26 protein-coding genes are annotated in these 24,844 nt (G+C 64.3%); 21 read left to right on the forward strand and 5 right to left on the reverse strand.

The annotated features are described in order from the left end of the window. Positions 1-5: 5 nt before the first annotated feature. The 9 genes from ARTH_RS23800 (at position 6) to ARTH_RS08040 (ending at position 9,288) form a co-directional block, all read left to right on the forward strand. The gene (locus ARTH_RS23800) at positions 6-713 is read left to right on the forward strand and encodes a polyphenol oxidase family protein (protein ID WP_011691434.1); all 708 of its coding nucleotides are present in this window, start codon (positions 6-8) and stop codon (positions 711-713) included. Continuing rightward, on the forward strand, positions 706-1,452 hold the full coding sequence (locus ARTH_RS23805; protein WP_011691435.1) for a YggS family pyridoxal phosphate-dependent enzyme: 747 nt from the start codon (positions 706-708) through the stop codon (positions 1,450-1,452). The genes ARTH_RS23800 and ARTH_RS23805 overlap by 8 nt, the downstream gene beginning before the upstream one ends. 88 nt (positions 1,453-1,540) lie before the next feature. Beyond that, positions 1,541-2,077 (forward strand): cell division protein SepF, encoded by a 537-nt coding sequence (locus ARTH_RS08010; protein ID WP_011691436.1) that lies wholly within the window; start codon positions 1,541-1,543, stop codon positions 2,075-2,077. Between the two features lie 117 nt (positions 2,078-2,194). Then, a complete protein-coding gene (locus ARTH_RS08015; protein ID WP_011691437.1) occupies positions 2,195-2,482 on the forward strand; it encodes a YggT family protein in 288 nt (95 codons plus the stop codon). Between the two features lie 174 nt (positions 2,483-2,656). Further along, positions 2,657-3,355 carry a DivIVA domain-containing protein gene (locus tag ARTH_RS08020; RefSeq protein WP_011691438.1) on the forward strand — a complete coding sequence of 233 codons (699 nt, stop codon included), beginning with the start codon at positions 2,657-2,659 and terminating at the stop codon, positions 3,353-3,355. 133 nt (positions 3,356-3,488) lie between these two features. Next, positions 3,489-4,055 carry a signal peptidase II gene (gene lspA, locus ARTH_RS08025; RefSeq protein WP_011691439.1) on the forward strand — a complete coding sequence of 189 codons (567 nt, stop codon included), beginning with the start codon at positions 3,489-3,491 and terminating at the stop codon, positions 4,053-4,055. Next, positions 4,048-4,974 carry an RluA family pseudouridine synthase gene (locus tag ARTH_RS08030; RefSeq protein ID WP_011691440.1) on the forward strand — a complete coding sequence of 309 codons (927 nt, stop codon included), beginning with the start codon at positions 4,048-4,050 and terminating at the stop codon, positions 4,972-4,974. Before lspA ends, ARTH_RS08030 begins: the two co-directional genes overlap by 8 nt. Before the next feature lie 36 nt (positions 4,975-5,010). Next, a complete protein-coding gene (gene dnaE, locus ARTH_RS08035; protein WP_011691441.1) occupies positions 5,011-8,568 on the forward strand; it encodes a DNA polymerase III subunit alpha in 3,558 nt (1,185 codons plus the stop codon). Then, positions 8,569-9,288: an SDR family oxidoreductase gene (locus ARTH_RS08040; RefSeq protein WP_011691442.1), complete on the forward strand. Its 720-nt coding sequence runs from the start codon at positions 8,569-8,571 to the stop codon at positions 9,286-9,288. It begins immediately after the preceding gene. A gap of 4 nt (positions 9,289-9,292) precedes the next feature. Here ARTH_RS08040 and ARTH_RS08045 read toward each other — a convergent pair whose 3' ends face one another. Then, complete coding sequence (locus tag ARTH_RS08045) at positions 9,293-9,751, reverse strand: flavin reductase family protein (RefSeq protein WP_245201285.1); 459 nt, start codon at positions 9,749-9,751, stop codon at positions 9,293-9,295. A gap of 181 nt (positions 9,752-9,932) precedes the next feature. Here ARTH_RS08045 and ARTH_RS08050 point away from each other — a divergent pair, with 181 nt between their 5' ends. From ARTH_RS08050 to nrdR, 3 genes are all read left to right on the forward strand, one after another. Beyond that, on the forward strand, positions 9,933-10,505 hold the full coding sequence (locus ARTH_RS08050; protein ID WP_011691444.1) for a hypothetical protein: 573 nt from the start codon (positions 9,933-9,935) through the stop codon (positions 10,503-10,505). 83 nt (positions 10,506-10,588) lie between these two features. Continuing rightward, positions 10,589-11,965 carry a histidinol dehydrogenase gene (gene hisD / locus ARTH_RS08055; RefSeq protein WP_011691445.1) on the forward strand — a complete coding sequence of 459 codons (1,377 nt, stop codon included), beginning with the start codon at positions 10,589-10,591 and terminating at the stop codon, positions 11,963-11,965. Between the two features lie 136 nt (positions 11,966-12,101). Next, on the forward strand, positions 12,102-12,599 hold the full coding sequence (gene nrdR / locus ARTH_RS08060; RefSeq protein ID WP_011691446.1) for a transcriptional regulator NrdR: 498 nt from the start codon (positions 12,102-12,104) through the stop codon (positions 12,597-12,599). A gap of 68 nt (positions 12,600-12,667) precedes the next feature. Here the strand turns inward: nrdR and ARTH_RS08065 are convergent, their stop codons facing one another. The 3 genes from ARTH_RS08065 to map all read right to left on the reverse strand — a co-directional run bounded on the left by ARTH_RS08065 (position 12,668) and on the right by map (position 15,198). After that, a complete protein-coding gene (locus ARTH_RS08065) occupies positions 12,668-13,426 on the reverse strand; it encodes an SDR family oxidoreductase (protein WP_011691447.1) in 759 nt (252 codons plus the stop codon). A gap of 16 nt (positions 13,427-13,442) precedes the next feature. Further along, positions 13,443-14,246, reverse strand: a complete 804-nt coding sequence (ppgK, locus tag ARTH_RS08070) for a polyphosphate--glucose phosphotransferase (RefSeq protein WP_011691448.1) — start codon at positions 14,244-14,246, stop codon at positions 13,443-13,445. Positions 14,247-14,319: 73 nt separating this feature from the next. After that, positions 14,320-15,198, reverse strand: a complete 879-nt coding sequence (map, locus tag ARTH_RS08075; protein ID WP_043429646.1) for a type I methionyl aminopeptidase — start codon at positions 15,196-15,198, stop codon at positions 14,320-14,322. A gap of 125 nt (positions 15,199-15,323) precedes the next feature. Here map and ARTH_RS23810 point away from each other — a divergent pair, with 125 nt between their 5' ends. Beyond that, the gene (locus tag ARTH_RS23810) at positions 15,324-15,488 is read left to right on the forward strand and encodes a hypothetical protein (RefSeq protein ID WP_011691450.1); all 165 of its coding nucleotides are present in this window, start codon (positions 15,324-15,326) and stop codon (positions 15,486-15,488) included. Between the two features lie 32 nt (positions 15,489-15,520). Here ARTH_RS23810 and panB read toward each other — a convergent pair whose 3' ends face one another. Then, positions 15,521-16,426 carry a 3-methyl-2-oxobutanoate hydroxymethyltransferase gene (panB, locus tag ARTH_RS08080; protein ID WP_011691451.1) on the reverse strand — a complete coding sequence of 302 codons (906 nt, stop codon included), beginning with the start codon at positions 16,424-16,426 and terminating at the stop codon, positions 15,521-15,523. 259 nt (positions 16,427-16,685) lie between these two features. Here panB and glnA point away from each other — a divergent pair, with 259 nt between their 5' ends. From glnA to ARTH_RS08120, 8 genes are all read left to right on the forward strand, one after another. After that, complete coding sequence (gene glnA, locus ARTH_RS08085; RefSeq protein WP_011691452.1) at positions 16,686-18,026, forward strand: type I glutamate--ammonia ligase; 1,341 nt, start codon at positions 16,686-16,688, stop codon at positions 18,024-18,026. Positions 18,027-18,035: 9 nt separating this feature from the next. Then, on the forward strand, positions 18,036-21,047 hold the full coding sequence (locus ARTH_RS08090) for a bifunctional [glutamine synthetase] adenylyltransferase/[glutamine synthetase]-adenylyl-L-tyrosine phosphorylase (protein ID WP_011691453.1): 3,012 nt from the start codon (positions 18,036-18,038) through the stop codon (positions 21,045-21,047). Between the two features lie 111 nt (positions 21,048-21,158). Then, on the forward strand, positions 21,159-21,860 hold the full coding sequence (locus tag ARTH_RS24470) for a transporter substrate-binding domain-containing protein (protein ID WP_011691454.1): 702 nt from the start codon (positions 21,159-21,161) through the stop codon (positions 21,858-21,860). 18 nt (positions 21,861-21,878) lie between these two features. After that, complete coding sequence (locus ARTH_RS24475; RefSeq protein ID WP_011691455.1) at positions 21,879-22,694, forward strand: ABC transporter substrate-binding protein/permease; 816 nt, start codon at positions 21,879-21,881, stop codon at positions 22,692-22,694. Next, a complete protein-coding gene (locus ARTH_RS08105) occupies positions 22,691-23,440 on the forward strand; it encodes an amino acid ABC transporter ATP-binding protein (protein WP_011691456.1) in 750 nt (249 codons plus the stop codon). Before ARTH_RS24475 ends, ARTH_RS08105 begins: the two co-directional genes overlap by 4 nt. 67 nt (positions 23,441-23,507) lie before the next feature. Continuing rightward, positions 23,508-23,924: a VOC family protein gene (locus ARTH_RS08110; protein WP_043429647.1), complete on the forward strand. Its 417-nt coding sequence runs from the start codon at positions 23,508-23,510 to the stop codon at positions 23,922-23,924. A gap of 97 nt (positions 23,925-24,021) precedes the next feature. Beyond that, positions 24,022-24,537 carry a GNAT family N-acetyltransferase gene (locus ARTH_RS08115; RefSeq protein WP_011691458.1) on the forward strand — a complete coding sequence of 172 codons (516 nt, stop codon included), beginning with the start codon at positions 24,022-24,024 and terminating at the stop codon, positions 24,535-24,537. A gap of 82 nt (positions 24,538-24,619) precedes the next feature. Continuing rightward, positions 24,620-24,820, forward strand: a complete 201-nt coding sequence (locus tag ARTH_RS08120; RefSeq protein ID WP_011691459.1) for a hypothetical protein — start codon at positions 24,620-24,622, stop codon at positions 24,818-24,820. The last annotated feature ends 24 nt before the right edge of the window (positions 24,821-24,844 follow it).

A 24,844-nucleotide genomic window follows, 5' to 3' on the forward strand; every position in this document is an offset into this window, starting at 1 on the left:
TTTGATTGTTTTGGTGGCGAACCGAAGTCCGGCCCGGCGTTTGGGTTGCATTCACTGACGCCGGGGCCGGCAACCTCGCCCTCCACGTGGGAGACGATCCGGCCGAAGTCCTTCGCCGGAGAGGCTTCCTGGAGGCCGAAGCGGGCCTGCCCGCAGGCAGCTTCCAGTACATGAACCAGGTTCATGGCAATGCAGTGGCCTATATCGGTGATGCGGCGGACAGCTCCGCACCCGGCGGTCCCACTGCGGACGGGATGGTGTCCTCCGGGCGCCCGCTCGCGGTCATGGTGGCGGACTGTGTCCCGGTGGTCCTCGCAGGCTCGGCGCCGGGGGGAAAGCCGATCCTGGCCGTTGCACACGCGGGCCGCCCGGGTGTGGCCAGCGGCGTCATCCCGGCAACCGTGGCGCGCATGCGCGCTGAGGGAGCGAAGGACATCCACGCCTGGATCGGTCCCTCCATCTGCGGATCCTGCTACGAAGTGCCGGAGGGCATGCGGGCTGACGTGGCCGCAGCCGTACCGGCCACCTGGTCAACAACATCCTGGGGCACCCCCGGGCTTGACCTTCCGGCCGGTGCGCGCAGCCAGCTTGAAGCCCAAGGGGTCACCGTGGACTATTCCGGACCCTGCACCCTCGAAAACGAAGAATTGTTCTCCTACCGCGGAAACCCGGACACGGGCCGGTTCGCGGGGTTGGTGTGGATCAGTGAGTGAGCCCCTTGACGTGACGGCCGCGGATGACCCCCGCCTGATCGACATCGGGTCACGGCTTGCCGCAGTCCGGCGCCGGATCACGGCCGCCACGGAAGCTGCAGGCCGTCCGGACAACCCGCCGGAGCTGATCGTGGTGACCAAATTCCACCCCGCCGCAGATGTGCGCAGGCTGGCAGCACTGGGTGTGACCGATGTGGGGGAGAACCGCGACCAGGAGGCTTCGGAGAAGGCCGCCAGCCTTAGTGATCTCAGGCTCCGGTGGCACTTCGTGGGTCAGTTGCAGAGCAACAAGGCGAAGTCTGTGGTCCGGTACGCCCACGCCATCCATTCAGTGGACCGGCCGCAGCTGGCAGCAGCCCTGGCCAAGTCCATTGCCGCGGAGCAGGAGCGGACAGGCAGGGCACCGCTTGAGTGCTTTATCCAAGTAAGCCTGGACGAGGACGCCGGAAGCCATCGGGGTGGCGCAAGCCGGCTGGAGGTTGCCCCGCTGGCGGATCAGTTGGCAGGATCGCCGGGGCTTGTTCTCGCCGGCGTCATGGCGGTGGCTCCGCTGGGTTCGGATCCTGATGCGGCCTTCGGCAAGCTGGCGGAAATATCGGCTCAGCTGCTCCGCGAGCACCCGTCGGCTAAGGGGATATCCGCCGGCATGAGCCAGGATCTGGAATCCGCCATCAGGGCGGGTGCGACACACCTGAGAATAGGGTCGGATATATTGGGTTCGCGTCCTGCGTTGCGGTAGCGTCAAAGTATTGGAAGAGAATGGCGGGGATTCCAATGCTGTCAAGTCAACTCAGCGGCCCGCTTACGGACACGATTAGGAGTCGACCATGGCTGGCGCTCTGCGCAAGACAATGATCTATCTTGGGCTCGCCGATGGCGATGAACACTACGAGTCTGAGCACCACACACCGCACAAGGACGAGGACGATTCAATGGAGCATGACCGCGAGGAACGCCGGGCACCGGCGCCCGTCCGCGAGATCGCCCGTGAAACTCCGACTCCACACGCCGCCGAAGAGGAATATCGCGCACCTGTGACACCTATCAAGCGCGCGGCCTCGAGCCGCGAAGAGACCACCGGACTTCGCCAGATCACTACGATCCACCCGCGGTCCTACAACGACGCCAAACTGATCGGCGAAAGCTTCCGTGATGGCATCCCCGTCATTATGAACGTCACGGACATGGGCGAGGCCGATGCCAAGCGCCTGGTCGATTTCTCGGCAGGGCTGGTGTTTGGCCTCCGCGGCAGCATCGAGCGGGTGACCAACAAGGTGTTCCTTCTCTCGCCGTCGTACGTTGAGGTCATCGGCGACGACAAGAAGGTCAGCGAGACGCAGGCCAGCTTCTTCAACCAGAGCTAGCAGCGGGCGTGTATGGATGCCAGGCAGGCGACCTGTCTGGCATCTGTGCTGAAATAGATAAGAACGGCAACAGGACACTGGGGTATCCGGAATGAACATGGAGATATGAGTTAACTCATGGGAATTGTTTTCGGACTTATCTATATCGCTTTATTATTCGTGTTTGTGGCATTGATCATCCGTTTGGTCTACGACTGGGTACAGATGTTTGCCCGGGAGTGGAGGCCAAGAGGCGCTGCACTGGTGGCGGCCCACACTGTCTACTCGGTCACAGACCCGCCGCTGAAGGTGCTGAGGCGCCTCATTCCGCCCTTGCGGTTGGGCGGGATTTCGCTGGATCTCGGCTTTTTGCTGTTGTTCATCGCTATCAGCGTGGCTATGGCAATCGTGAAGAATCTCGCGTAATTTTCATTACAGCTTGCGGCGCACTGACAGGGCGGGAAACCGCCGTCCACGGCATCGCGTAGAACCTCCGGTTTGACACCTCAGTGTTGAATTAGAGGAACCAGACCATATTTAGGTACCGTAGTTTTGACGGCCGGAAGGCCTACTGACTAACTAGACCAACGAGGTGACCAGATGGCTTTGACGCCAGAAGACGTTGTCAACAAGCGCTTTCAGCCGACCAAGTTCCGCGAAGGCTACGACCAGGACGAAGTTGACGACTTCCTGGACGAAATCGTCGTCGAACTGCGCCGCCTGAACCAAGAGAACGACGAGCTTCGCAAGAAGCTTGCCGAGAGCGGCTCAGGCACGCCCGCCAGCTCCGCAGCAGCGGCGCCGGTGGTGGAGAAGGTTCCCGCCCCGGTCAAGGCTGAAAAGGACGAGTCCCGGGCCAAGGCGGAAGCCGAGGCCAAGGCCGCCGAAGCCAAGAAGAAGGCTCCCGAGCCGGCAACGGCACTCGCTCCGGTTCCCGCCGCGGCTGCCCCCGCCGCGGTCAACCCGACGGCGGAATCCGCCGCCGGCCTGCTGGCCATGGCGCAGCAGATGCACGACAAGCACGTCGCCGACGGCCAGCAGCAGAAGGACAAGATCATCGCCGAGGCGCAGATCGAAGCCAGCAGCCTGGTCAACGACGCGCAGGAGAAGTCCCGCAAGATCCTCGGTGCCCTGGAGCAGCAGCGGTCTGTCCTGGAACGCAAGGTGGAGCAGCTGCGCGGTTTCGAGCGCGACTACCGTTCACGCCTGAAGGCCTACATCGAAGGCCAGCTCCGCGACCTGGACGCCCGCGGTTCCGTGGCTGCGCCCGAGGTTAGCGACGGCAGCCCCGCCGTTTAGCAAGTATTCTGAAAGCCGGTGGCTGAGGACTCCTCGGCCGCCGGCTTTTGCCATTAACCGCCACCCGTGTGACACATGGCGGGCACCAGCAACTTCCTTCCTGTCCCGGGACCGGCTCTTGAATGAAAGCTCTATGACTGACGAAACAGCACCTGCCGCAGCGCAGCCAGCAACGACTCATGCCCGGCCGCGTAAGGCGTTCCTGCTGGCGCTCTTCGCCGGCTTCGCTGTTTTCGCCTACGTCTTCGACCAGCTCACCAAGCTGTGGGTGACCAGCACCATGGTGGAGGGGGAGCGTATTCCCGTGCTGCCCCCGTTGCTGCACTGGTATTACATCCGCAACTCCGGGGCCGCTTTTTCCATTGGCGAGAACGTGACGTGGGTGTTCACCATCATCATGGCGGCCGTGTCGATTGCCATTCTCGTGCAGCTGCGCAAGCTCGGTTCGGCGTGGTGGGCACTGGCTTTGGGCCTGCTTCTTGGCGGTGCCTTGGGGAACCTCACTGACCGACTGTTCCGGGAACCGTCGTTCGCCATGGGCCACGTGGTGGACTTTATCCAGCTGCCGAATTTCGCCATTTTCAATATCGCCGATTCCGCTGTTGTCTCCGCCGTTGTGATCATCTGCCTGCTGACCTTGCGGGGTATATCCCTTGACGGTTCACGGCTCCAGAAACCGGCGGAGGGCCAGGATGCCTGAGAAACTTACCGTTCCCGAGGAACTTGCCGGCACGCGCGTCGATGCGGGCCTTGCCAGGCTGATGGGGATATCCCGCTCGCAGGCGGCAACGCTGATCGCCGAGGGCAACGTCAGCTCCGGAGGAAAGGCCGTGGGGAAGTCCCTGAAGCTGGCCTCCGGCACTGTGCTGGAGGTCGTTGTCCCTGAACGGCGGGACCCCCTGGAAATCGTGGAGGAAGTTGTGGAAGGCCTGAAAATACTGCTGGACGACGAGGACTTCGTGGTCATCGACAAGCCAGTGGGTGTGGCCGCGCACCCGTCCCCCGGCTGGGTGGGACCCACTGTGGTGGGTGGCCTCGCCGGGCTGGGCTATCGGATCTCGACGTCGGGCGCCCCCGAACGTGCGGGCATTGTGCACCGCCTCGACGTCGGCACCTCCGGCGCCATGGTGGTCGCCAAATCGGAACGCGCCTATACAGCGCTCAAGCGTGCCTTCAAGGAGCGCACGGTGGACAAGGTGTACCACGCAGTGGTCCAGGGGCTGCCTGATCCCCTCGCGGGCACGATCGACGCGCCGATCGGCCGCCACCCGGGCCATGACTGGCGCTTCGCAGTTATCGAAGACGGCCGCGAATCCGTCACCCACTACGAAGTCCTCGAGGCCTTCGGCAAGGCCTCCCTCGTTGAGGTGCACCTTGAAACCGGCCGGACCCACCAGATCCGTGTCCACTTCTCCGCCCTGCGCCACCCCTGCGCGGGCGACCTGACGTACGGGGCAGATCCGCGGCTGGCCGCGACGCTCGGCCTGACCCGGCAATGGCTCCACGCCCGGCAGCTTGGGTTCGACAGTCCCAGGACGGGTGAGCGCGTGACGGTGACGAGCGATTACCCGCAGGATCTTGCATACGCACTCGAAGTTCTGGCCTCCGGGGAGGCCTGAGCCGGAACTGTCGCTGCCCGGCACTAGAATGGTCCGGTGACTTCCAGCAATGACTCGTTCGTCCACCTGCACACCCATACCGAATACTCCATGCTGGATGGGGCGGCCCGCCTGGGGGAGTTGTTCGACGAAACCGAACGCCTGGGGATGCCCGCCCTGGCCACAACGGACCATGGCTATCTTTTTGGCGCCTTCGATTTCTGGCGCAAGGCCACTGACAAGGGCATCAAGCCGATCATCGGCGTCGAAGCCTATGTGACTCCCGGCACCGCCCGCGGTGACAAGAGCCGCGTGCGGTGGGGCGAGGAAAGCCAGCGCAAGGACGACGTCTCCGGCGGTGGTTCCTATACGCACATGACCCTGCTGAGCTACAACAACGTGGGCATGCGGAACCTGTTCCGGGCCTCGTCGATCGCGTCGCTGGACTCGGTCTTCGGCAAATGGCCGCGGCTGGACCGTGAGTTGCTGAACACGTACTCGGAAGGGCTCATCGCCACCACCGGCTGCCCGTCGGGAGAGGTCCAGACCCGGCTTCGGCTGGGACAGTACCGCGAAGCGCTCGAGGCGGCGGCGGAGTTCCGCGACATTTTCGGGGCCGAGAACTACTTCTGCGAGCTGATGGACCACGGCCTGGACATCGAGCGGCGGGTCACCGGCGACCTGCTGCGCCTGGCCAAGGACCTGAACCTTCCGCTGGTGGCCACCAACGACCTGCACTACACGCACGAGCACGATGCGAAGGCGCACGAGGCGCTGCTGGCCATCCAGTCCGGTTCCACACTCCTGGAGCCCACCTACGACAACGGCGGCTCGCGCTTCGCGTTCTCCGGCAGCGGCTACTACTTGAAGTCGCCCCAGGAAATGCGTGAACTGTTCCGCGACCACCCCGAGGCCTGCGACAACACGCTTCTGATCGCCGAACGCTGCGAAGTCTCCTTCAACACCGGCGCCAACTACATGCCGCGGTTCCCGTGCCCCGAGGGTGAGGACGAGACGTCCTGGCTCGTCAAGGAAGTCGACAAGGGACTCCATTACCGCTATCCCCAGGGAATCCCGGACAAGGTCCGCAAGCAGGCCGACTATGAGCTGGAAGTCATCACTTCCATGGGCTTCCCGGGCTACTTCCTCGTGGTGGCCGACTTCATCAACTGGGCCAAGAACAACGGCATCCGGGTGGGTCCCGGACGTGGCTCGGGTGCAGGCTCCATGGTTGCGTACGCCATGCGCATCACCGACCTGGATCCGCTCCACCACGGCCTGATCTTCGAACGCTTCCTCAACCCGGACCGCGTCTCGATGCCTGACTTCGACGTCGACTTCGATGACCGGCGCCGCTCCGAAGTCATTGACTACGTCACGCGCAAGTACGGCGACGAGCGCGTCGCCATGATCGTCACCTATGGAACCATCAAGACCAAGCAGGCCCTGAAGGACTCCTCGCGCGTGCTGGGTTACCCATTCAGCATGGGCGAAACGCTCACCAAGGCGCTGCCGCCGGCCGTGATGGCCAAGGACATTCCGCTGGCCGACATCCAGAACAAGGAAGCCAAGCGCTACAGCGAAGCCGGCGACTTCCGCCAGCTGATCAGCACCGACCCGGAGGCCGCCAAGGTCTTCGAAACGGCCCTGGGCATTGAGGGCCTGAAACGGCAGTGGGGCGTGCACGCCGCCGGTGTGATCATGTCCTCGGACCCCATCATCGACGTCATTCCCATCATGCGCCGCTTCCAGGACGGCCAGGTCATCACCCAGTTCGACTATCCGACGTCCGAAGGACTCGGCTTGATCAAGATGGACTTCCTGGGCCTTCGAAACCTGACGATCATTTCGGATGCCCTGGAAAACATCAAGATGAACCGGGGCATCGATCTCGACCTCGAAACCCTGGAGCTTGACGACACCGCCTCCTACGAGCTGCTGGCCCGGGGCGACACCCTGGGGGTGTTCCAGCTCGACGGCGGCCCCATGCGGTCCCTCCTCAAGCTGATGAAGCCTGACAACTTCGAAGACATCTCCGCGGTCCTGGCCCTGTACCGGCCGGGTCCGATGGGCGCCAACGCACACACCGACTACGCGCTGCGCAAGAACAAGATCCAGGAAGTCATCCCGATCCACCCGGAGCTCGAGGAGCCGCTTTCCGAAATCCTGGGCGGCACGTACGGGCTGATCGTGTACCAGGAGCAGGTTATGGCGGTGGCGCAGAAGCTCGCCGGCTATACCCTGGGCCAGGCCGACATCCTGCGCCGCGCCATGGGCAAGAAGAAGAAATCCGAGCTGGACAAGCAGTTTGCCGGCTTCTCCCAGGGCATGCAGGACAACGGCTATTCCATGGCCGCGGTCAAGACCCTGTGGGACATCCTCCTCCCGTTCTCCGACTACGCCTTCAACAAGGCGCACTCGGCCGCTTACGGCGTGATCTCTTACTGGACCGCATACCTGAAAGCGCACTACGCGCCGGAGTACATGGCCGCATTGCTGACCTCCGTGGGCGACGACAAGGACAAGTCGGCGATCTACCTCAACGAATGCCGCCGCATGGGCATCACGGTGCTGCCGCCCGACGTAAATGAGTCCGCCCTTAACTTCACCCCTGTGGGCAACGACATCCGCTTCGGCATGGGCGCCATCCGCAACGTCGGCGTTAACGCCGTCGAAGCCATGGTGGCGGCGCGCGAAAAGGAAGGCGCCTACACGTCCTTCAAGGACTACCTCATGAAGGTCCCCGCAGTGGTGTGCAACAAGCGCACCATTGAATCCCTGATCAAGGCGGGCGCGTTCGACTCCCTGAACCACCACCGGCGCGCGCTGGCCATGATCCATGAAGAAGCCATCGACTCCGTGATCACGCTCAAGCGCAACGAGGCGATCGGTCAGTTCGACCTCTTCGCCGGTTTCGACGAAGCCGAATCCGAGGCGTCCCTGAGCATCGAAATCCCGGACCTTCCCGAATGGGAGAAAAAGGACAAGCTCTCCTTCGAACGGGACATGCTGGGCCTCTACGTCTCGGACCACCCGCTGCAGGGCCTCGAAGGATTGCTGAGCCAGCACGCCGACCAGTCCATCACCTCGATCATCGCGGAGGACGGCCCGCACGACGGCGCCATCATCACCATTGCGGGCATGATCACCTCGCTGAGCAGGCGGATCGCGAAGGCCAGCGGCAACGCCTATGCCCGGGCGGAGATCGAAGACCTGGGCGGCTCAATTGAGGTCATGTTCTTCGGCCAGGTGTATGGTCCGATCGCCTCCGTGCTGGCCGAAGACCTTGTCGTCGTGGTCAAGGGCCGGCTGCAGCGCCGCGACGACGGCGCCGTCGCGCTGAACTGCATGGAGCTGTCCGTCCCGGACCTCAGCGAGGGCCTGAACGGGCCCCTGGTGATCACCATGCAGACGCACAAGGCCACCGAGGCCGTGGTGACCGAGCTTGGTGACGTGCTGAGGACCCACCGCGGCAACTCGGAAGTCAGGCTGCACCTGCAGGGCGACACCCGGGTGGAAGTGATGGCTCTTCCGGTCCATCTGCGCGTCAACCCGAGTCCGTCACTCTTTGGCGACCTGAAGGTGCTCCTCGGACCGACCTGCCTGGACAGTTAGGTGCCCGGACCTCTGGCGGCGGCGGGCACGGCGGTGATCTCGGGGGCCGGCCGGGGCTTCGGCGCAGCGCTGGCCACCGTTCTGGCAGCTGAACAGTGGACGGTGTATGGCATCGTCCGTCCGGGATCCGCGCCAGCAACCGGGGCCAGCGGCCGCGTGAGGTACCTGGAATGGGATATCGCCCGTTCCTGCCCGGAGGACGTGTCCAGGGTCCTGGCAGATGCCTGCATCGACGTCGTGGTCAATAATGCGGCGGTTGGCAGCAGCCAGAAGACGCTGTCTTCAGTTGATTCAGGCTCCCTCGCGCAGCTCCTGGACAACAACGTCGCAGGCGCCGTCCGGGTGACCCAGGCGTCCCTCGCCGGACTGCTCCGGCCGGGTCCGGGCAGTCGCAGGCCACTGGTGGTCAACGTGTCATCCAGGTTGGGTTCGGCAGCACTGCAGGGGGAGGGCGCGTTTGCCGGTTTCGGGACGAGTTATGGCTACCGCCTCAGCAAAGCTGCCCTCAACATGCTGACCCTGAGCCTTCACGAAGAGTTTGGCGCGGAACTCGACGCATGGTCCGTGCATCCCGGCGCACTGAAGACGGGAATGGGACGGGCCGGCGCGTCGAAGGAGCCCGCGACGGCGGCCAGGGAGCTCCTGCACGAGTTCACCGAACGCCGCGGCGGCAGTCCCCGGTTCTTCGAACTGGGATCGTCCGCGTCCCTGCCCTGGTAGGGTCCTAGATTTCGTAGTCGAGAGGCACGGGCTGGCTGTAGGCGCCCGAATGATAGAGCAGCGGCGTTCCGTCTTCGCCGACCTGTCCTTCCACGACTTCCACCACAACAACCGCATTGTTCTCGAAGGACAGGCGCATCTGGATTTTGCCGATCAGCCAGCCGGCCACGTCCTTGAGGATGGGCACTTCGTACGGTCCGAGCTCCCAGTGGTCGCCCTCAAACCTGTTCTTGGTCCGGGCGAACCGGTCTGCCAGTTCCTGGTTGTCGAGTCCGAGCATATGGACGCCGATGTGGGTCGTGTTGGCGATAGCCGGCCATGAACTGGAGCTGCGGGCCATGTTGAAGGTGAAGCGCGGGGGTTGGGCGGACAAGGACGCAACAGAGGTGGCGGTAAATCCGTACGGGGTGCCGTTGTAGTTCACGGTGATAATTGCCACGCCGGCCGCATGCCGGCGGAACATCTCCTTGAACGTGCCTTCGAAGGCTGCGTTGTCTGAGGTCACTGTGATCTAACTCCCTGCTGAAAAATATCGTGGTTGGGTCCTGCTTGCCCAGCGTAGGGGGCGCCCGATGCTGTGGATGACTTGGTTACCTGCCGCGTCATTTGTTTAACGGCGGTGAACGTTTGTTAATCTTTGTTTCATGACACAGCCATCAGGCACCGGCCCGGTTCCGCAGAATCCGAAGTTTTCCGGGGACGCTGGCAACCCGCCCGCCTATGGTGAACTTTACCGTGGTGACCCACCTTCGTGGCGTGTGCCGGCGGTCACAGCCGCTGCAGGGATACCGGTAGGACTCGTGTGGTGGCTGCTGGCGCCCGGCGGGCTGAACCTTTTGTCCGGCGATCCTTCCCTGGCCTCCGGTACGAATGTTGAAGGCTGGCTTCCCCGGGACCTCGTGCTGGCGGGCCTGTTCCTGCTGGCGGGTTGCGTGACCGGATTCCTCCTGAACGGAAAACGCACCGGAGCCCCCGCGCCCGGGACGGTCCTCCTCGCCGTAGTGGGAGGGGCGCTCGGCGCACTTATCGCCTGGCAAACCGGGGTGCTGGCGGGGCAATGGTGGGGCCCGGCCGAAGACACTGCCCGGAACGCCAGCATCGCGTTCTCGCTCCGCGCCTTGGCCGTTCTGGCCATCTGGCCCGCGGCGGTGGCAATAGCGGTCTTCGTGGCAAACCTGCTCAGCCTCCTGGGTAGCCCGCCGGCGCAGGACACGTAGGCTTACGGTCCCCAGGCGGCCGTCCTTTCCTGAGCCAACTTAACAGGGAACGAAGGTCCTCCGACGGCACGTAAAATGGGCGGGTGACCATTTCTCCGGACAGCCCCGTACAGACCACAGCCCCGGCCATCAACTACCGCACCATTGACCTGCGCGGTCAGCGGCTCTCGCTCGCCGGACTCCGGGCGGCTGTCCCGCGTGCCCGGCACCAGACCATGGCGGACGCCGAGCAGAAGGTCACCGACATCATTACCGCGGTCCGGTCCCGGGGCTTCGCCGCCCTGAGTGAGTTCGCAAGAACGTTCGACGGCGTCGAGCAGGCACACCCGCGTGTGCCGGGCGCCGCGCTGCGCGCGGCGCTGGAGGAGCTGGACCCGGCAGTGCGGGCGGCCCTCGAAGAATCGATCAGCAGGGCGCGCAAGTTCGCAGACAGCCAGCGGCCGGCAAACGTCGACGTCGAACTGGGCGAGGGCGCCGTCGTTAGCCAGAACTGGGTGCCGGTTGGTCGCGTGGGGCTGTATGTGCCCGGCGGACTGGCTGTCTACCCGTCGTCGGTCATCATGAACGTCGTCCCGGCGCTGGCGGCCGGCGTTGCCTCCATTGCCCTGGCTTCTCCTCCCCAGAAAAACTTCGGGGGGCTCCCGCACCCCACCATCCTTGCCGCGGCGGCGCTGCTTGGCATTGATGAGGTTTACGCCATCGGGGGCGCACAGGCCATCGCGGCCTTTGCCTACGGTGTTCCCGCTGACGACGCGGAGGCAGCCCTGGATCCGGTGGACGTAGTGACCGGGCCGGGCAACATCTTTGTTGCCACGGCCAAACGGCTGGTCAAAGGTGTTGTCGGCATCGATTCCGAGGCCGGCACCACGGAAATCGCCATCCTTGCGGACAGGACCGCCCGCCCGTCGCTGGTGGCGGCCGACCTCATCAGCCAGGCCGAACACGATCCGAAGGCCGCCTCGGTCCTCATCACCGACTCAGAGGATCTTGCCGGGGCCGTCCGCGCCGAGCTCGCCGTGCAGGCTGCGTTGACCAAGCATTCCGAACGTGTACGGGAAGCCTTGTCCGGCCCGCAGTCCGGCGTGGTGCTCGTGGACGACCTTGAGCAGGGAATCGCGGCCTGTGATGCCTACGCCGCGGAGCACCTTGAAATCATGACGGCGGATGCCCCGGCTGTGGCTGCCCGTATCCGCAACGCTGGAGCGATCTTCGTGGGGGACTACAGCCCCGTCAGCCTGGGGGACTACTGTGCAGGGTCCAACCACGTGCTGCCGACGAGCGGCACGGCTGCTTTCTCTTCCGGCCTTAATGTCACCACGTTCCTTCGTGCCATCCAGGTGGTCAACTACAGCAAGCCGGCCCTCCAGAAGGTCAGCGGGCACATCGTCAGCCTCGCGGGCGCAGAGGACCTGCCGGCCCACGGCGAGGCCGTGACGGCGAGGTTCGCCGGAACGGAATAACCACTACATGTAGTAATTACAGGCTTGTTATTCAGCTACATGTAGTCGTAAACTGGGATCGGGCGAATGTATTCCAGGATCGAAGTCCTGGGAATGACGTTCGGCCCGTTCAGCGCCGGCCAGGGAAGGAAGCAACGTGTACTGTCCGTTTTGCCGCAACCCTGATTCCCGCGTCGTGGACAGTCGCATGGCCGACGATGGTTCCGCCATCCGCCGCCGCCGGCAGTGTCCTGAATGCGGCCGCCGCTTCACCACCGTGGAGACCACCAGCCTCACGGTGATCAAGCGTTCCGGTGTCGGCGAGCCATTCAGCCGAAGCAAGGTAATCAACGGCGTACGGAAAGCCTGCCAGGGCCGCCCCGTGACTGAAGACGATCTTGCCATGCTGGCGCAGGAAGTCGAGGAAACGATCCGCGCGTCCGGCGCTGCGGAAATTGAGGCCCACGAGGTGGGCCTGGCCATCCTCAGCCCGCTCCAGAAACTGGACGAAGTCGCTTATCTTCGGTTCGCGAGCGTGTACCAGGCATTCGAATCCCTGGAAGATTTTGAGACAGCTATTTCCATCCTCCGCCATGAAGCGGAAGTCGAAGCCAAGGCCGCCAAGGGCAAGAGCTCCGAGAAGAGCCCACTCTAGACTCCGGTGGTGGCAGCGGAGGGGAAGCCGAAGCCACCACCGGCACCAAACCCCGGGGACGATTGCGGTCAGCGGCCTCCGGCCACTGGGACTACGGCTCCGGTAATGTAGCCGGCGTCACGGGACAGCAGCCACAGCACCGCAGCCGCAACCTCGTCAGGTTCGGCGCCCCGGCCCATGGGGATGGTCGGATTCAGGCGCTCCACCCGGTCGGGCATTCCCGCTGCTGCGTGCAGGCCGGTGTTGGTGCTCCCGGGGGCGACGCAGTTGACCCGGATTCCCTGCGCAGCGACTTCCGAGGCAAGCCCCACCGTGAGTACATCAACAGCACCCTTCGACGCTGCGTAATGCGCCCAGGTGCCCGGCGACCCGGCCTTCGTCGCGGTGGAAGAAATGTTGACGATGGATCCGCCGGGTCCGCCAGTGGCTGTGCTGAGCCGCCGCACCGCTTCCTGGCAGACATAGATCAGCCCTGACACGTTGACGTCCATGACTCGTCGGACAGTTGCCGGAGGAACGTCCGAGAGGTTGCCGATCAGGTTGCCCGTAATCCCCGCATTGTTGATCACAGCCGTGACGGCGCCCAAAGTAGCCGCCTGGTCGAACATTGATCCAACCGCTTCCGGATCGCTGACGTCTGCCTGGTGCGCCAGCGCCGTGCCGCCGTCATCCCGAATTTCCTGCACTATGGATGCAGCTCCGGCGGAGTCCGCGGAATAGTTGACCAGGACGGCGTAACCGGCCCGTGCCGCGCGGAGGGCGATGGCGGCGCCGATTCCACGGCTGGCCCCGGTGACCAGGGCAACGCCCCCCGCTGAGGCAGTCATGGAACCGGCAGCCCGCCTACTTGGCCAGTTTGTGCGTCAGTGCAACTTCGATGGCGGCGCCCACAATGCCGGCGTCGTTCTTGAGCTCGGCCGGGACGATCTTCGTGCGCAGCTTCATGTGCGGCAGGTACTCGTCGGCCCGCTTGGAGATGCCGCCGCCGACGATGAACAGTTCGGGGGAGAACAGGAATTCAACATGCGAGAAGTAGCGCTGGAGCAGCACGCTGTACTCGGTCCAGCTTAGGCCGTCGCGTTCACGTGCCACGGCGGAGGCCTTGCTCTCGGCGTCAAAACCGTCGATCTCGAGGTGTCCGAGTTCGGCGTTCGGGACCAGCTTGCCGTTGAAGATGAAGGCCGAGCCAATGCCCGTCCCAAGGGTAATCACGAGGACGGTCCCGGAGACACCCGCTCCCGCTCCGTAGCGGGCTTCGGCGAGACCCGCGGCGTCGGCGTCGTTGATGACCTCCACCGGGCGGCCCAGGCGCTTGGTCAGCAGCGTGTCAATATCCGTGTTGAGCCAGGACTTATCGACGTTGGCTGCGGAATGAACCACACCGTGCTGGATGATGCCGGGGAACGTTACGCCGATCGGCGAATCGGGGGACGGCGCGTCCGGCCGGGCGTCGAGCTCAGCGACCACCGCTGCGACCGTTTCGGCAACCGACTCCGGCGTCGCGGGCTGCGGCGTCGGAACGCGGAAGCGGTCGCCCACGAGTTTGCCCTTTTTGAGGTCGACAATGCCGCCCTTGATTCCGGTTCCGCCGATGTCGATTCCGATCAGCGGGGCGTTCTTGGTTGACTTGTCGTCCTTCTTGGCCAATGTGATTCCGTTCGTGGCTGTGGGCGGGCAAAGGGTTGTGGGCTAAGGTTCCGGCACATGCCGGGAGGGGTGATCAGGGCAGGGTAAGGATTTCTGCGCCGGACTCGGTAACGAGCAGGGTGTGCTCGAATTGGGCAGTGCGCTTGCGGTCACGCGTCACCACGGTCCAGTCATCAGCCCACATGTCCCACTCAACCGTACCGAGGGTCAACATCGGTTCAATGGTGAACACCATGCCCGTTTCCATGACCGTGTTGTAGGCGGGAGCGGCATCATAATGCGGAATGATCAAGCCGGTGTGGAAAGCCTCGCCAACACCGTGGCCGGTGAAATCCCGGACCACGCCGTAGCCGAAGCGCTTGGCGTAGGACTGGATGGCGCGGCCGATCACGTTGATTTCACGTCCGGGGGCCACGGCCTTGATGGCACGGTTCAGGGATTCCCTGGTGCGCTCCACGAGGAGCCGCGACTCTTCATCGACGTCACCCACCAGGAACGTGAAGTTTGTGTCGCCGTGCACACCCCCGATGAAGGCGGTGATGTCGATGTTCAGGATGTCGCCGTCCTGGACCACCGTGCTGTCCGGTATTCCATGGCAGATCACTTCGTTCAGCGAGGAGCACAGGGATTTCGGGAAGCCCCGGTAACCCAAGGTCGACGGGTACGCCTGGTGGTCGAGCAGGAACTCGTGCCCGATCCTGTCCAGCTGGTCCGTTGTAACGCCGGGCTCGATGTGCCTGCCGACCTCAACGATTGCCTGGGCCGCGATCCTGCTGGCGATCCTGATCTTCTCGATGGTCTCGGCGGATTTCACCTCCGAGCCGGTGAACTTCTCCGGACCCGGCTTGCCCACATACTCGGGGCGGGGAATTGACGCCGGGACAGGCAGCTGCGGGCTGACGGTTCCGGGGACCAGGGTGCCGGTGGGTGCAGTCGAGGCAAGAGAAGGCATAGATTGATCATATAAGCAGGCACAGAAGCCCATGTAACGGACAGCCGGATCGGAACCCGATGGCGGCCTACGTTACGCGGATCACTTTCAGCGGGCGCGGAGCCTGCACGATGCGAGGAGCAGCGATGACCGAGTACTGGTACAACGTCAAGACCCATGAGGTGGAAGAAGACGCCATGTCCGACTGGACGCAGCTGATCGGGCCATACAAGACGCGCGCCGAAGCCGAGCATGCACTGGAGAAGGTCAGGGCACGCAACGAGTCATGGGAAAAGGGCGACGAGGACTGAGGCACCAGCCGGGCGGCCCGGCCGGAGTCCGGCTAGAACGAATGCTCGGGGCCGGGGAACTGGCCCGTCCGGACGTCGTCACCGTAGGCCTTGGCCGCGTTGCTCAGCGACGTTCGCAGGTCAGCATACTGTTTGACGAATTTGGCCATTTTGCCGCCGCGTAGTCCCGCCATGTCCTGCCACACCAGGACCTGGCCGGTTGTGGTGTTACCCGCGCCGATGCCCACGGTGGGAACTGCAATGGCGGCGTCAACGGCCGCAGCCGTGGCGGCCGGAACCATTTCCATCAGGACGCTGAAGGCGCCGGCCTCGGCGAGTGCGACCGCGTCATCGATCAGCCTCTGCGCATCATCGCCCCGGCCCTGGACCCGGTAGCCGCCCAGGGAATGCTCGCTCTGCGGGGTGAAGCCGATGTGCGCCATCACCGGAATGCCGGCCTGGACCATGGCCCGGACGGTGTCAGCGTAGAACTTGCCGCCTTCAATCTTCACGGCATGGGCGAGTCCTTCCTTCAGGAAGCGGACTCCGGTGGCCACGGCCTGCTCGGCTGAAACCTCATAGCTTCCGAACGGAAGGTCCGCGACCACAAGCGCCCGTTTGGCCGACCGCGCCACGGCCCGGCACAGCGGAAGGAGCTCGTCCACGGTGACGGGAAGGCTGGTTTCGTTACCGAAGACGTTGTTCGACGCGGAGTCGCCCACGAGGAGCACCTCGATGCCCGCTTCGTCGAAGATCTCTGCCGTGTACTGTTCGTAAGCTGTCAGCATGGCAAAGTGTTCACCTTTGTCTTTGGCCTGCTGCAGGTGGTGGGTCCGGATTCGTGCCACGGGCTTTTTGGCGGTGTCCGACGGCGTTGCGGGCGCATTGGCGGGCCCGTTGCCGTAGGGAGCAGGTACTTCAGCGGACATGCTGGAATCGGAACTGTTGCTTGTGGCCATGGCTAGAGCGTAATGCGGTACTGTGCGTCCTAGCTACCGGACGGTCCGCCCGTTCCGGTGAATCGCGTCACAAAGCAACGTCCCCCGAAAGCCGGTCGCATCCCCGAAGCCCGCCGCTGTGCGTGTTAAGGCTGTGTTACGCAGAGGTCCGGCACCAACATTCGGCGCGAATGCTTAGTAAAGTGAATCGTGAGCTGCCGCCGGCTCTATGGAATACGGACCCGGGGCATCAAAATGTTGATCCGGAGAAGAGGCCATAATGGACCGCCAGCAAGAGTTTGTCCTGCGGACGATCGAAGAGCGAGATGTACGGTTCGTGCGTCTGTGGTTCACGGATGTCGTGGGTTCACTCAAGTCTGTTGCGCTTGCCCCCGCCGAAGTCGAGGGTGCCTTCGAAGAAGGCCTGGGCTTCGACGGTTCCGCGATCGAGGGCTTGGCCCGCGTGTTCGAATCGGACATGCTGGCGCAGCCGGACCCGTCCACCTTCCAGATCCTGCCGTGGCGTGGGGAAACCGAACAGACGTCGCGCATGTACTGCGACATTCTGACGCCCGACGGCGAACCCTCCGCGGCGGACCCCCGTAACGTCCTGAAGCGCACCCTCGCCAAAGCAGCCGACATGGGCTTCACCTGCTACACCCACCCCGAAATCGAGTTCTACCTGCTGAAGTCGCAGGAGCCGGGCCCGGATGGCTCGCCCGTCCCTGTCGACGAGGGCGGCTACTTCGACCACGTCCCCGGCGGCGTCGCACAGGATTTCCGCCGCACCGCCGTCACCATGCTCGAATCCGTAGGGATCTCCGTCGAATTCAGCCACCACGAAGCCGGTCCGGGCCAGAACGAGATCGATCTCCGTTACGCGGATGCCCTGCAGACCGCGGACAACATCATGACTTTCCGCACCGTCATCAAGGAAGTGGCGCTGCAGCAGGGCACCTACGCCACGTTTATGCCCAAGCCGTTCACAGCCCACCCGGGCTCGGGCATGCACACCCACTTCTCGCTGTTCGAGGGCGATACGAACGCCTTCTACGAAGCCGGTGCCGAATTCCAGCTGTCCAAAACGGCCAAACAGTTCATCGCGGGCATCCTCAAGCACGCCCCCGAATTCACGGCCGTGACCAACCAGTTCGTGAACTCGTACAAGCGGCTGTGGGGCGGCGGCGAAGCGCCGAGTTACCTGAGCTGGGGCCACAACAACCGATCCGCGCTGGTGCGCGTCCCGCTGTACAAGCCGGGCAAGGGCCAGTCCGCGCGCATTGAATACCGCGGCATCGATTCCGCGGCCAACCCCTACCTCGCCTATGCGGTGCTGCTGGGAGCCGGGCTCAAGGGCATCGAAGAGGGCTATGAGATTCCTGCCGCCGCCGAGGACGATATCTGGTCACTGAGCTCGGCCGAGCGCCGCGCCATGGGACACGATCCGCTGCCCGCCAGCCTGCATGACGCGATCAGGGCCATGGAGGATTCCGAACTCATGCCGCAGATCCTCGGTGAGCAGGTCTTCGAGTACTTCCTGCGCAACAAGCGCGCCGAATGGCAGGACTACCGTCTCCAGGTGACGCCCTACGAGCTGCAGCGCAATCTCGGCATTTTGTAAGGGGCAACGGTGAGCCTTGCCCGTCGCCTGATCTCCGCCGGTTTCAGTGACCTGGAAAAGGGGGAGCGGTTCCTGGCTGCCCGGGAACTGGAAGGCATCGACCAGGAGGCGCTCTTCGCGGGCTTCCACCTTGCCGCCAACCCCGACACCGCGCTGCAGTCGCTGGTCCGGCTGATCGAAAAGCATCCCGATCTTCGGAAGCTCGCTGCCGCAGACATCGACACGAGCGAGCCGCTCTACCGGGTCCTGGGCGCCTCAGAGGCTTTGGGTGAATTCCTGATCCGCCACCCGGAGCACCTTGACGCCTTCGACGTGGTCGCGAGCCCGGAACCGGTCGCGGCGGATGCCGGGGAGCTAAGGTCGCGGCTTCTGCGGTCCGTGCAGGCAGACCCGAAGGCGCGCAGGCCGGTGGCCGGGTTGTCCGGTCCCGAGGCCTATGTGGCGCTTCGCACCGCCTACCGCAGGGGCGTAGTGGACCTGGCGGTCAAAGATCTGTGTGCCGCCGATCCGCTGGACTTTATGCCCGCTGCCGGCGCCGAACTGGCCGACCTCGCCGGTGCGGCCATCGAAGCGGCCCTGGCGGTATCCCGGACCGAAGCAGGCGAGCAGTTCGATGCGGCGGAGGTCGCCGACATCGGGCTGGCCGTCATCGGCATGGGCAAATGCGGTGCACGCGAACTCAACTACATTTCCGACGTCGACGTCATTTACGTGATCGAGGCAGACGGACTCGACGACGCCCGTGCCAACACCATCGGTACTGCCCTTGCTACAGGGATTTCGAGGGCCATCATGTCCATTGGCCGGGAGCCCGGCCTTTGGGAGGTGGATGCCAACCTGCGGCCCGAAGGCAAGTCCGGTCCGCTGGTGCGGACCCTGGCGTCCCATCAGAGCTACTACGCCCGCTGGGCCGAGAGCTGGGAGTTCCAGGCGCTCCTGAAAGCGCGGACCATTGCCGGGGATGCGGAGCTGGGTGCCCGGTACGAGGCCGCGGTGCTACCCCTGATCTGGGGTTCGGCAAACAGGGAAGGTTTCGTGGAATCCGTACAGGCTATGCGCCGGCGGGTCACGGACAACATCCCGGCGGATGAGGAGCAGCGCCAGATCAAACTGGGCCGCGGCGGCCTGCGCGATATCGAATTCACGGTTCAACTGCTGCAGCTGGTGCACGGCAAGGCCGACGAATCCCTTCGTCACCGGGACACAACATCGGCCATAGCCGCCCTCTCCGCCGGCGGCTACATCGGACGGACGGACGCCGCCGAATTCGACCACGCCTACCGTTATCTGCGGCTCCTGGAGCACCGGATCCAGCTCTTCCAGCTGCGCCGCACCCACCTGATGCCGGTGCGGGAAGACGCGCTCCGCGCCCTCGCGAAGGCCGTGCTTGGCCCGTTCGCCCGTGAACGCCCGCACCCCGATGCCCTGCTGGCCGCCTGGCAGAAGACCAAACGCTCTGTGCGAGAACTGCACGAGCGCATTTTTTACCGCCCGCTGCTGAACACCGCCGCCAAGCTGAGCAGCGAGGAAGCCCGGCTGACACCGGAGGCCGCCCAGGGCCGCCTGGCCGCCCTCGGTTACCTGGACCCCCGGGGCGCCATGCGGCACATCGAGGCCCTCACCGCCGGCGTCAGCCGGCGCGCGGCGCTGCAGCGCCAGCTCCTGCCCATCCTGCTCGGGTGGCTCGCGGACGGTGTGGACCCCGACGCCGGGCTGCTGGGTTTCCGCCGCGTCAGCGAGGCACTGGGAACAACGCACTGGTATCTGGGGATGCTACGGGACTCGACGGCCGCCGCCGAGCGGCTGTGCCATGTGCTCTCCAACTCCCGGCTGATGGCCGACCTCCTGGAGGTCTCCCCGGAATCGGTCGCCTGGCTGGGGACCGACAAGGACCTGGCCCCGCTGGAATTTGAAGCCCAGTGGCTGGAAATCACGTCGAAAATGTCGCGGCATGAGGATCCGGAAAGCGCCATGCGGCTTATCCGGCTTATCCGCCGCAGGGAGATCCTCAGGATCGCCATTGCAGACAGCGCCGGCCTGCTGGACCAGGACCAGGTGGGCGCCGCCCTGGCGGACACGGACCGTGCAGCCGTGCTTGGAGCCCTCCGGGTGGCAGAGGGAATTGTCGCCGCATCGGGTCCCCTCAAGACACGCGTCCTGGTGGTGGCCATGGGGCGGCAGGGCGGCCGTGAAATCGGTTACGGCTCGGACGCGGATGTCATGTACGTCCACCGCGGCCTGCCGGGGGTCTCCGACGAAGAGGCGCAGAACCAGGCTGCGCAGATCGTGGGCCACATTTCGAATCTGCTGACGCAGCCGCTCAAGCCCGCCATCTTGGCCGAGCGGGTGCTGACGGTGGATGCCGACCTGCGGCCCGAGGGCAAGAGCGGCGCCATGGTCCGTTCCCTGGAATCCTATGCGGAGTACTACCGCCGGTGGTCGCTGGTCTGGGAAGCCCAGGCACTGCTGCGTGCACTGCCCATCGCAGGTGACGACGACCTTGCCGCGGACTTCGTACAGCTGATAGATCCCATCCGCTATCCGGCGGAACTCTCGGAGAAGGACGTGCGGGAAATCCGCCGTGTCAAAGCCAGGGTTGAAGCAGAGCGGCTGCCCCGGGGTGCAGATCCCGCCCGGCACCTCAAGCTGGGCCGCGGCGGCCTGAGCGACGTCGAGTGGCTCGTTCAACTGCTCCAGCTGCAACATGCGGGACAGCATCCGGAACTGCGGACCACGTCCACCGTGCCGGCGCTGGAAGCGGCGGCCTCCCTGGGATTCCTTGAACCGGACGAGGCCGAACTGCTGCTCAAAGCCTGGCGGCTGGCGAGCCGCATCAGGTCGGCAAACGTGATTTGGACCGGCCGCGCCTCCGACCTGCTGCCCTCCTCCCGCAGGGACCTTGAAGCCGTGGCCCGCTGGTGCGGCTACCAGCCCGGCAACGCTGCGGCGCTGGAAGAGGACTACCTGCGGATCAGCAGGCAGGCCCGTGCGGTCTTTGACCGTGTATTTTATGGCCAGTAAGCGTCAGTGAGGCAGGCTTCTCAGGCCTGATGGAGAAATGCGGGTAGCCTCTAGGGGTACTTTGCCGGTCTTCGGGACCGGCTGCCGCATTTACCTAGGAGTTGTATCAACTTGCCCGGACTCCAGCAGACCAAGGCCGCCAGGCCTCGGACGGCCACAGTCATCGGAGCCATGCTGGCCCTGGCCGCGATGCTCTTCGGTGCCGCCGGCGCCGCCGCGGCGCCGGCGGACGCACCAGGCGCCGCAGGCGCAGCGCACCAGGCTGCCGGTTCATCGCATCCGGCCGCCGCGCCGTCGAGCCTTTCCGGAAAGACCTTCGTCATCGGCACGGACACCACGTTCGCCCCGTTCGAATTCCGTGATGCCGGCGGTGAACTGACCGGCATCGACATGGACATCATCCGCGAGATCGCCAAGAACCAGGGATTCGCCGTCGAGATCAAATCGCTCGGCTTCAACGCGGCCCTGCAGGCGCTGTCCTCCAACCAAGTGGACGGCGTCATCGCCGGCATGTCCATCACGGAACCCCGCAAGCAGATCTACGACTTCTCCGACCCCTACTTCGAGTCGGGCGTGCAGATGGCCGTTGCCAAGTCCAACACGGACGTCAAGGGATACGAAGACCTCAAGGGCAAGACGGTTACGGCCAAAACCGGCAGCGAGGGCGAAACGTTCGCCAAGTCGATCGCCGGCCAGTACGGCTTTACCGTTAAGGCCCTGGACCAGTCGGCCACCATGTACGAGCTCGTAAAGTCAGGGAACGCCGTCGCCGTTTTCGATGACTATCCGGTTCTGGCCTACGGCATCAGCTAGAACAACGGACTCAAGGCCGTGTCCGAGAAGGAAAAAGGCGGCTCCTACGGCTTCGCCGTCAACAAGGGCCAGAACCCGGAACTGCTCCAAGCGTTCAACACCGGCCTGGCGGAGCTGAAGTCCAGCGGCAAGTACCAGGAAATCCTGGACAAGTACCTCAAGGACCCCACGCAGGCCGCCGAGTCCAGCTTCTGGGACCTCCTGGCCAACAGCTTCCCGGCGCTGATGAAGGGCCTTGGCAACACTGTCCTGGTCACCGCGATTTCCTTCGCCCTGGCCATGCTGATCGGCCTCTTCATGGGGTTCCTGAAGATCTCCACCAGCGTGGTGCTGCGCGGGATCGCCACCACCTTCGTCAGCATCTTCCGGGGAACCCCGCTGCTGGTCTGGGCCTTCTTCTTCTATTTCGGCATTCCCCAACTGACCGGCCAGCCCATCGACATCTGGGTGGCGGGCGTGCTGACGCTCAGCCTCAACGCCGGCGCCTACATCACCGAAATCGTCCGCGGCTCCATCCAGTCGGTGGACCCCGGCCAGCTCGAAGCCAGCCGCAGCCTGGGCCTCGGATACGCGAAGTCCATGCAAAAAGTGGTGGTCCCGCAGGCGTTCAAGATCATGACGCCCTCCCTGATCAACCAGCTGATCATCATGCTCAAGGACAGCTCGCTGCTGCTCGCCATCGGATTCGCCGAACTGCTCTACCAGGGCCAGCAGATCTACGCAGGGAACTTCCGGATCACCGAAACCCTGCTGATTGTCGCGGTCCTGTACTTCGTGGTCATCATGCTGCTGACCAAACTGGCCAACGTCGCGGATAAGAGGTTCAACAAATGAGCACGGCACTCACTGCCCCCAGCAAGATCTCCGTCAGGGAACTGACGAAGTCCTTCGGTTCCAACCAGGTGCTCAAAGGCATCAACGCCGAGGTCGCCGAAGGCGAGGTGGTCTGCGTGATCGGGCCTTCCGGCTCCGGTAAGTCCACCTTCCTGCGCTGCCTGAACAAGCTGGAGGACATCACCGGCGGCCACGTCACAGTGGACGGCTTCGACGTGACGGACCCCAAGGTGGATATCAACGAGGTCCGGCGGCACATCGGCATGGTCTTCCAGCACTTTAACCTGTTTCCGCACATGTCCGTGATCGAGAACATCATGCTGGCGCCGGTGGAGTCCGGGAAGCAGGGCAAGGACGAGGCCCGGGCCAGCGCCCTGAAGCTCCTGGAGCGCGTGGGACTCGCCGAGAAGGCGGATGCCCGCCCGGCGTCGCTCTCCGGCGGCCAGAAGCAGCGCGTGGCCATCGCCCGGGCGCTGGCCATGAACCCGGACATCATGCTCTTTGACGAGGCGACGTCCGCGCTTGACCCGGAAATGGTGGGCGAAGTGCTGCAGGTCATCAAGGACCTGGCCCGCGACGGGATGACAATGGTGCTGGTCACCCACGAGATGGGCTTTGCCCGGGAAGTGGCCGACCGCGTGCTGTTCATGGCCGACGGCGTCATCTGCGAGCAGGGACCCCCGGAGGGTCTGTTCGGAAACCCCCAGCAGCAGCGCACCCGGGATTTCCTTTCCAAGGTGCTGTAATTCGGGAGGCCCGGCGGGGAGCGTTCCGGGGCTGACATGCCTTGACCACGGTGCTATTTTGGAGCCCATGGCCAAGCAATTGTTCCTGAACCTCCCCGTCAAGGACCTCGACAAGAGCGTGGAGTTCTTCACCGCACTGGGCTTTTCCTTCAACCCTGACTTCACGGACGAGAACGCCACGTCAATGATCATCAACGACAACGCCTTCGTCATGCTGCTGGTGGAGGGCTACTTCAAGACATTCACCTCCAGGCCCGTTGCCGACGCCCGCAGCGCCACGGAGGCCATTATGTCCTTCTCCCTGGACAGCCGGGAAGCTGTGGACGAGCTGGTCAGGACGGCGCTCACTGCGGGCGGTACCCCGTCCGAAGAAGCCCAGGACTACGGCTTTATGTATACGCACAGCTTCCAGGACCCGGACGGCCACCTCTGGGAGGTCTTCTGGATGGACCCGGCCGGGCCACCCAAGGATCCGGTGGCCTGACCCGCCCGTCGCCTCCGGGCGGGTCTCTGGTGCCGGCCGGGGCCCGGGCGGACTGCCCGGGGCGGGTTACCGCGGACGGTTTGGATAGGCTTCTTGCATGCCTGAAGACGTGTGGCTCATTGCCCTGAAGAACCTCGATGACGATGCAAGGGCAATCAAGCTCGGCGAAATCGCGGAACTTGAGCTCGCTGCCGACCAGCAGGACTTCGCCGGCGATCCGTTGCGGATGATGCTCGTGGCCCTGGAAGAGGATTCTCGCGTTCCCTATGTGGTGGACTCCGGCGGTATGGCAGTTGGTGTGCTGACGCTGCAACGCGGCGCGGCATCGCTGGCCGGCTGGGCTGACGACGAGTCAGTGTGGCTGCTGCGCGGATTCCTGATCGACCGCCGCCGCCAAGGCCAGGGACTGGGCACCCTCGCCGCCTCCGCAGCGGTCCGGGAGGCCGCTAAACTGACGGCCAGGCTGGGCGGGGGAGAGGCCGGCGTCGTCCTTTCCGTGAACGAACGAAACCCCGCCGGCCAGGCGGCTTACCGCAAAGCGGGATTCGAGGACCGCGGACAGTATCTTGGCGGCAACGCCGGACCGCAGCGGACCATGTACCGGGCCTTCTAAGCCGCCTCAAGCGCTGGCCCTTTTGTCAACCTGGGTTGACGCTCGGCCCTCTGTCAACTAAGGTTGACGAAGGAGGTGGGCCATGAAGACGTTGATCGGTTCAATGGACGGCAAGGGTCCGGCGGAAGCGTTGTACACCGTCGCGGAGCTCCACAAGGAGCTGGCGCGCACCGAAACGGAAGCTGTGCTCCGCGCCCGTAGGGCGGGGCTTTCCTGGGAGGCCATCGCAGTGTGCCTCGGCGTCACCAGGCAAGCCGTCCATAAGAAGTACGGCAAGCGCTGAACCGGTATTCGCAGCCGGCAACGA

It is taken from the genome of Arthrobacter sp. FB24 (genome assembly GCF_000196235.1).
Classification (GTDB): Bacteria; Actinomycetota; Actinomycetes; order Actinomycetales; family Micrococcaceae; genus Arthrobacter.